Origin of the sequence: Roseomonas sp. HF4 (assembly GCF_005222755.1) — a bacterium.
Classification (GTDB): domain Bacteria; phylum Pseudomonadota; class Alphaproteobacteria; order Acetobacterales; family Acetobacteraceae; genus Neoroseomonas.
Genome location: NZ_STGD01000008.1, coordinates 219,528 through 227,452, shown reverse-complemented (window position 1 = coordinate 227,452; position 7,925 = coordinate 219,528). Strand labels below are relative to the sequence as shown.

General features: G+C 73.3%; 5 protein-coding genes. All 5 read right to left on the bottom strand.

Annotated elements, in window-relative coordinates:
- Positions 1-94: 94 nt before the first annotated feature.
- The 5 genes from E8M80_RS14410 to E8M80_RS14390 all read right to left on the bottom strand — a co-directional run bounded on the left by E8M80_RS14410 (position 95) and on the right by E8M80_RS14390 (position 7,842).
- Positions 95-940: a UPF0280 family protein gene (locus tag E8M80_RS14410; protein ID WP_137126395.1), complete on the bottom strand. Its 846-nt coding sequence runs from the start codon at positions 938-940 to the stop codon at positions 95-97.
- A gap of 4 nt (positions 941-944) precedes the next feature.
- Positions 945-2,429, bottom strand: a complete 1,485-nt coding sequence (locus tag E8M80_RS14405; protein WP_137126394.1) for a 6-hydroxynicotinate reductase — start codon at positions 2,427-2,429, stop codon at positions 945-947.
- Between the two features lie 90 nt (positions 2,430-2,519).
- On the bottom strand, positions 2,520-5,255 hold the full coding sequence (locus tag E8M80_RS14400) for a molybdopterin cofactor-binding domain-containing protein (RefSeq protein WP_137126393.1): 2,736 nt from the start codon (positions 5,253-5,255) through the stop codon (positions 2,520-2,522).
- Positions 5,252-6,094: a xanthine dehydrogenase family protein subunit M gene (locus E8M80_RS14395; protein WP_137126392.1), complete on the bottom strand. Its 843-nt coding sequence runs from the start codon at positions 6,092-6,094 to the stop codon at positions 5,252-5,254. Before E8M80_RS14395 ends, E8M80_RS14400 begins: the two co-directional genes overlap by 4 nt.
- Positions 6,091-7,842: a hydantoinase B/oxoprolinase family protein gene (locus E8M80_RS14390; RefSeq protein WP_137126391.1), complete on the bottom strand. Its 1,752-nt coding sequence runs from the start codon at positions 7,840-7,842 to the stop codon at positions 6,091-6,093. The genes E8M80_RS14395 and E8M80_RS14390 overlap by 4 nt, the downstream gene beginning before the upstream one ends.
- Between the last annotated feature and the right edge of the window lie 83 nt (positions 7,843-7,925).

Here is a 7,925-nt window from a genome sequence, read left to right as displayed (position 1 = left end):
AGAACCGGCGCGTGGAGATCGTCCTCCGCTAAGCGATCGCGACACGCGAAAGCACGAGACGGGAAGGGGCGCCGCAAGGCGCCCCTTTCTGCGTTCAGGGGCCAGGCAACGCCGCGGCGCCCGTGGTCCGGACAAGCCCGCCAAGGCGCAACGCCGCCCCCAGGATCAGGCCGCGCGCCCGGAAGGACTCGGCACGCGCCAGCCCGGCTGCCAGCGCGGCCTCGCCCTCGGCCGGCGAGAGCGCGCCGACCGCAACGGTAACCGCCCGACCGCCCAGGTCGCTGTCCGGGTCGAGGCTCGTGGCCGGCGCGCGGCGCACCGCCGGCGTTTCGACGTCGACCGCGTTGGCAATGAGCGTCGCCGCGACATCCGCCCCCACCGCATCCCCCGCCAGCACGGTGACCGCATCCGCGATGCCGAGGGAGAAGGAGCGCCCGTGACGCCCGGAGGTCGCGATTCCGCCGATGCCGCTTTCGGCCGTCACGCGCAGCGCGCCGTCGAGCGCGAGTCGCGCCGGGTCCGCTGCCAGTCCGATCGCCAGCGACTCGCCGGGCGCGACATGCAGCGCGATGTCCCCGCCGTCGTTCACGTAGGCGCGCGCGAGCGGCGCCGCCGCCACCATCGCCGCGAGCAGCGCATCCGCCACCGCGCCCGCCACCGCAGCCATGGGCGTCACGAAGACCGGCGCGAAGGGCGCGCAGGCGGCGACCATGCGGCGCGCGACAGGGTGAGCCACGCGCGGCCCCGCGGCGGATGGACGACGCAGTTCATGCAACTCGGCCGCGAGTCCCGGCAGGATGCCGGGGAACAGCGCCATCGCCGCCGACTCGGCCGCGCGCACGGCCTCGGGGCTCCCCCAGGCGCGCAGCACCACGTCGATCGGCCCATGCGACAGATGCAGCCGTTCCCCCGCCAGGCGCTGCACGACCGGCGGCTGCATGGCCTCAGCGCGGGAAGGGCCAGGGATTGGCCGGGTGCCAGGTCTCGACGCGCAGATCCTGTCCGAGGCCACGCAGCACTTCCTCGACCGGCACGACCTGGTCCATGTGCCCGCCGAGCCGCGCATAGAGCGCGCGCGGCAGGGTGAACTCGATCGGCGCGACGATCGCCGGCGTGGGCACATGCCCGAAGGACAGCCGCGGCATGCGCAGCACGTCCGCCATGACGGTGATGCCCCCGCCGGGCCAGAGATAGACCGGCGCGCCGCCCATGGTGACGCGCGTTTCCCCGCGCGCGACGGACTGCGTCAGCAACACCGGGTTCTCGGTCACGCCGGCGCGCAGGCTGCCGCCGGCACCGGCCATGAACACGACGGAACACAAGGACGGCTCGCAGTTCTCCCCGATGCGATCGACGACGGCGCGGACGGTGGGCGGCATCTCCGCCGGGACGGGGCGCAGCTGCTCGTCCAGCACGCAGAACAGCGCGTGGTCGCCGGTCGTGCTCGTCAGCAGCAGGCGCAGGCCTGGCCAGGCCGTCTTCGGGTCGATCCGCTCGATCACCTCGAGCGGATCGGTGATGTCCGTCCCGCCCCAGCCCAATCCCGGCCGCGCCACCTGGAAATACCGCCCCGGCGTGGAGCGCCGCCCGCGCACGCGGATGCCGGCGGGCGGCATGTTCAGCACGCGGCCAGCCTGGTGCTCGCTCAGCACGCCGGTGATGTGGTCGTCGACCACGATCACCTCGTCCACATGGCCGAGCCATTGCTGCGCGAAGATGCCGACGGTGGCGCTGCCGCAGCCGACGCGCATGCGGGTCTCGGGCGTGCCGTCCACGATCGGCGCCGCGCCGGCCTGCACGACCACGGCGTGGCCGCCGTCGATCGTCATCTCGACAGGCTCGGCGCCGCAGAGCTTCAGCAGCGTCTCGCAGGTGACGACGCCTTCCTTCTTGCTGCCGCCCGTCAGGTGCCGCACGCCGCCGATGGACAGCATCTGGCTGCCGTATTCGGCGGTCGTGACGTGCCCGACCTGCTCCCCGTTCACGCGCACCGCCGCGGCTTCCGGCCCCAGATGCCGGTCCGTGTCGATCTTCACCTTCGCGCCGCAGTAGCTGAACATCCCCTCCGTCACGACCGTGACCGTGTCCACGCCGGCATGCGTGGCCCCCACGATGAACGGCGCGGGCTTGTAGTCGGGATAGGTGGTGCCGGCGCCGACGCCGGTGACGAAGGCGCGGGACGGGTCGAGCATCTCGCCGGCCCACTCCCCCGCCGCGAAGGCCACGACGGGGCGGTGGTCCTCGACGGCATGTGCGAGCGTCAGCGCCGGGTCGGTGCGCACCAGCACGCCATCCTGGTTGGCGTAGCGGGAACACGCGCCCGCACGCCCGGGGCGGATGCGGCAGAGCACGGGGCAGGCGTCGCAGCGGATGATGCCGTTGCCTTCGGATGCGCCGAACTTTTCGCTGCGGGCGGCACGGGATGTCATGGGGATGCCTCCGGCGGCAGGGGGGAGAAGGGAACTTCTCCCCCCTGACCCCCCTCAACCTTCCTTGTCATCTGGCGCTATCCATGGACGTCAGTCCCCAAGGGACAAAGAAGGGAGGGGGTCCGGGGGAGGTTCTCCTCCCCCGAGCCTTTCATGCAACCGATGCGGCAGCACCGGCACCTCGGTCATGCGCACGCCTGTCGCGTGCCGGATCGCGGACAGGATCGCCGGCGCCGTCGGCACCAGCGCGGGTTCGCCCACGCCCTTGGCGCCGAAGGGGCCTTCGGGCTCCGGGTCCTCGATCAGGTGGATGCGGATGGCCGGCATGTCGCCCGCGGTCGGGATCAGGTAATCGTGCAGGTTCTCGGTGCGGCCAGGGATGAATTCCTCCATCAGCGCGAGGCCCAGCCCCTGCGCGATGCCGCCATGGATCTGCCCGGCGACCAGCAGCGGGTTCACCGCGCGGCCGACATCCTGCGCGACCACGATCTCCTCAACCTTCACGGTGCCTAGCGCGGTGTCCACGCGCACCAGCGCGACCTGGGCCGCGAAGCCGTAGGTCGCGTAGGGCACGCCCTGGCCATCGGCATCGAGGGGAACGGTCGGCGGATCGTAGCGGGCTTCGGCCGTCAGGTCCGCGTCGAGCGCGGCGAGGTCGATCACGCGCGTGGTGTGGGCATCCGCCACGGCGAGCCGCGTGCCCTCCAGCGCAAGCCGCGCCCCGTCGCCGGCATTCGCCAGCGCCAGGATCCGTGCCCGCAGCGCCATTGCGGCATCGCGCGCCGCGCGGCCCGAGACGAAGGTCTGCCGGGACGCCGAGGTCTTGCCCGCATCCGGCGTCAGCGCCGTGTCGCCCACCACCTGGCGCAGGGCGGCGAGCGGCAGGCCGAGGGCCTCGGCCGCGATCTGCCCGATGACCGTCGTGCTGCCCTGGCCGATGTCGACCGCGCCGTTGAACAGCGTCAGCGTGCCGTCGCGCGTGAGCGTGATGCGCATGGTGGACGGGTTGGACAGCGCCGTGTTGCCGCAGCCGTACCACATGCAGGCGATGCCGGCGCCCAGGCGGTGGCGCGGTCGCGTCGCGTTGTGCGCGGCGACGCGGGCCAGCATCGCCGCCCAGGCCGGCTTCAGCGCATCGAGGCATTCGGGCAGCCCGGCCGAGGCGTGCAGCACCTGGCCGGACGGCGTGACGTCGCCGTGGCCGAGCGCGTTGCGCCGCCGGATCTCCCACCGATCCAGGCCGAGCGCCTCCGCGAGGTCGTCCACCAGCGCCTCGGTCGCGATGGCCGCCTGCGGCACGCCGAAGCCGCGGAAGGCGCCGGCCGGCGTGTCGTTCGTGTAGACCGCGCGCGTGCGCGCCAGCACGTTCGGCACGCGATAAGGGCCGGAGGCATGGACCGGCACGCGGTTCGCGACCGTCGCCCCCCAGCTGGCATAGGCGCCGGTGTTGAAGTCGCCCTCGAGCGCAAAGGCCGTGAAGCGCCCCCGCGCATCCGCCGCCATGCGCGCATGCAGGCTGGCCGGGTGGCGCTTCGTCGAGGACGCCATGCTTTCCGCGCGCGAATAGACCATGCGGACCGGCCGGTTCGCCACGCGCGCCGCGACCGCCAGAAGCGGCTGCACCGAAACATCGAGCTTGCCGCCGAACCCGCCGCCGCAGGCGCTCGGGATGATGCGCACGGCGTCGTCGGGCACGCCCAGCACGCGCGCCGTCTCCTCGCGGTCCATCATGGGGGCCTGGGTGCAGGCCACGATTGTCATGGCGCCGTCCGCGCCGGGCAGCGCGTGGCCGGCCTCGGGCTCGATATAGGCGTGCTCGACGAAGGCGGTGCGGAAGCTGCCCTCGGTGCGCGCGGCGGCGGCGGCGAAGGCTGTTTCGGTGTCGCCGGTGCGGAGATGCCCGCGCACCAGCACGTTCCCCGGCGCGTGGTGGTGCAGGCGTGCCGCCCCGTCCGCGAGCGCGGCCGCGACGCCGTGCAGCGCCGGCAGCGTCTGCCACGCGATGGGCAGGTCGGCGTCGCGCACCGCCGCGACCGCCGCCCGCGCGCCGAGCAGGCCAAGCACCGCCTCGCCGCGGTAGCGCACGGTGCCTTCCGCGAAGACCGGCTGGTCCTTGAGGTTCGGCATGATGCCGAAGGCGTTCAGCCCCGGCACGTCGCGCGCCGACAGGATCGCGACGAGACCGAGCCGTTCGCGCGCCGCGTCAAGATCGCCGAGGGTGAAGCGCGCATGCGCGTGCGGCGAGCGCACCACGCGCAGCCAGAGCGCGTCGGCCGGCGCGGCATCGGCGCCATAGGCCTCGGTGCCCGCGACCTTGGGCGCGCCGTCGAGCCGCGGGATGGCGGCGCCGACGCCGCTGCCGGACGGGTGTGGCGGCGCTTCACCCCGCGCCGCATCCAGCACCGCGTCCACGATCTGCAGGTAGCCCGTGCAGCGGCAGAGCACGCCGCCCAGCGCATCCTCGACCGCCGTGCGGTCCGGTGCCGCGTTGCGCCGCAGCAGGTCAAGCGCGGCCATCAGCATCCCCGGCGTGCAGATGCCGCATTGCGCCGCCCCGTGCGCGAGGAAGGCCGCGCGCAGCGTATCGAGCAACGGGTCCGCGGCCTCGACGGTGGTGATCTCGGCACCCTCGGCCTGCGCGGTCGAGACGAGGCAGGCGCAGGCCTGCGCGCCGTCCAGCAGCACGGTGCAGGCGCCGCAGTCACCGGCGTTGCAGCCTTCCTTCGTGCCGGTCAGGCCGAGGACCTCTCGCAGCGTGTCGGACAGGGGTGCGAAGGGATCCGCCGCGACCTCGTGCCGCGTGCCGTTGACGGTCAGCGCGATCATGGCGCGAAGCCCGCGAGCAGGTCGCGCAGCAAGGCCAGCGCCGCGTCGCGGCGATAGGCGGCGGATGCGCGGATGTCGGCGATCGGCGCGATCGGCGCGAGGTGCGCGGGCTGCGGCACGCGCGCCATCTCCGAACGATGCAACCCGACCAGCGCCGCTTCCAGCGCCGGCAGCCGCTGCGCGACCGGCGAACAGGCACCGAGCGCGATCCGCGCCGTCGCGACGCGGTCGCCGTCGAGCGCGATCACGCCGGCGGCCATGGCGATGGAGATCACGAGATACCGCCGCGCACCAAGCTTCACGAAGCTGCCGCTTCCATGGTCGAGGCGCGGGACATGCAGCGCCGCCACGATCTCCCCCGGCGCCAGCGCCGTCGCGCGGTAGCCGGTCAGGAAATCCGCGACGGGCAGGCGCCGCGTGCCGGACAGCGAGACGCACTCGACCTCCGCGGCCAGCGCCAGCAGGTTCGGGATGCCGTCCCCGGCGGGCGAGGCGGTGACCAGGTTGCCGGCGATGGTGCCGCGGTTCTGCACCTGGCGCCCGCCGACCTCCCGCGCCGCGGCGCGCAGGCCGTCGAACAGCGGCGGCAGCGGCGCCTCCGCGATCGCGGTCCATGTGGTGCGCGCGCCGATACGCCAGCCGGCCGGGGTCTCCGCGATGCCGTCGAGCCCCGGCACGGCCGAGAGGTCGAGCACCGCGTCGCGCCAGGGCTCGCCCCAGGCGGCGCGTGCCGTGCGCAGCGGATGGATGTCGGTGCCGCCCGCCAGCGGCAGCGCGCCGGTCTCCGCGCGGATCGCGAGCGCCTCGGCCAGGCTGTCCGGGCGGTGATAGGTGGTCATGCTGCGCGACCCGGGCGCAGCGCGGCGGTGGCCGCCGCGTCCACGCCGCCATCGGGGCCGAGCGCCACGCCGAAAAGTGCCGCGGCCTCGTCCCGCGTGTAGTAGCCGCGCCCGACGTCGCGCGCGACGAGCGCCGCGTCCCGCGCGAAGGGATCGCCGTAGCCGCCGCCACCCGGCGTCTTCACCTCCACCCGGTCGCCCGGGGCAAGCGCGATGCCCTGGTCCTTCGACAGGTGCTGCGGGATGGTGGTGGTGCCGCCGCGATGCAGCCGCACCTCGTTCGGCGCGCCGTCGCCGCCGCCCAGCACGCCCGGCGGGCCGAAGCGTCCATGGTCCATGACGAAGCTCGCGCGCGCATCGCCGCGCAGCAGCTCGACCTCGTAGTGCACGCCGAAGCCACCGCGGTGCAGGCCCGCGCCGCCCGAGCCCTCGCGCAGCGCGAAGCGACGGAACAGCACGGGGTAGTATTGCTCCATCACCTCGACTGGCGCGGTCTTGCTGATGCCGATGGTGGAGCAGCCGTTGGTCAGCCCGTCCTCCCGCGCATTGCCGCCGTAGCCGCCGCCGGTGATCTGGTACATCACGTAGCCCGCGCCGCGTGCGGGGTCGACGCCGCCGAGCGCGAAATTGCCCGAGGTGCCGGCGGGTGCCGCGGTGACTTCATCCGGCAAGGCCTGAACGAGGCACAGGAACACCGCCTCCGCGATGCGCTGGCTCACCTCCGCCGCGCAGCCCGAGACCGGGCGCGGGTAGCGCGCGTCGAGGAAGGTGCCCTCCGGCCGGATGATGTCGAGCGGCGCGAAGGTCCCGGCATTGATCGGGATGTCGGGGAAGATGTGCTTCACGCCGAGGCAGACGGCCGAGAAGGTGGTCGCCCAGACGGAATTCATCGGCCCCTGGCAGGGGGGCGAGGATCCCGTGAAGTCGAAGCGGAGCGTATCGCCGCGCCGCGTGACGGAAAGCGCGATGCGCAGTGGTTCATCCACCACGCCGTCGGAATCGACGAAGGCCTCGGCGCGCCACGTGGCTTCCGGCATGCGGCGGATCTCGGCGCGCATGCGCTCGGCGGCGCGGTCGCGGATCAGGGCTATGGCATCCGTCAGGGTGGCGACGCCGTAGCGCGCGATCATCTCGGAAAGCCGACGTTCGCCGACCAGCAGCGCCGCCGCCTGCGCCTTGATGTCGCCGATGCGCTGGTCGGCGACGCGGATGTTGGACTGGATGATCGACAGGATCTCGCGGTCCATCTCGCCGCGCTTGAACAGTTTCACGGGCGGCAGGCGCAGCCCTTCCTGCTCGACCTCCGTCGCGTGGGCGCTGAAGCCGCCGGGAACCATGCCGCCGGTGTCGGGCCAGTGGCCGGTGTTCTGCAGCCAGCAGAACAGGCTTGGTCCCCCTGGGCCATCCACGAAGAAGGGCCGGGCAAAGCGCACATCCATCAGGTGCGTGCCGCCGAGATAGGGGTCGTTGACGATGTAGACGTCGCCCGGTTCCGGCGGCGCGACGGCGCCCTCGCGGATCAGGCGGATGATGTGCCCGGCGCTGTGCTGCATGGCGCCGACGAAGACCGGCAGCCCGCCCTCCCCCTGCGCGATCAGCGCGCCGTCTTCCGCCGCGTAGATGCCGTCCGACCGGTCGTCGGCTTCCGCGATGACGGGCGAGAAGGCGGCGCGGGAGAAGGCCAGGTCCATCTCGTTGCAGACCTGCACGAGCCCGGCCTGGATGACGGCGAGGGTCAGCGCGTCCATCAGGCGGACAGGTCGGGGGAGTGAACTCCCCCGAACCCCCTCCTTCTTTTGGCCGTTGGGGACTGACGCCGAAGGGCGGCGCC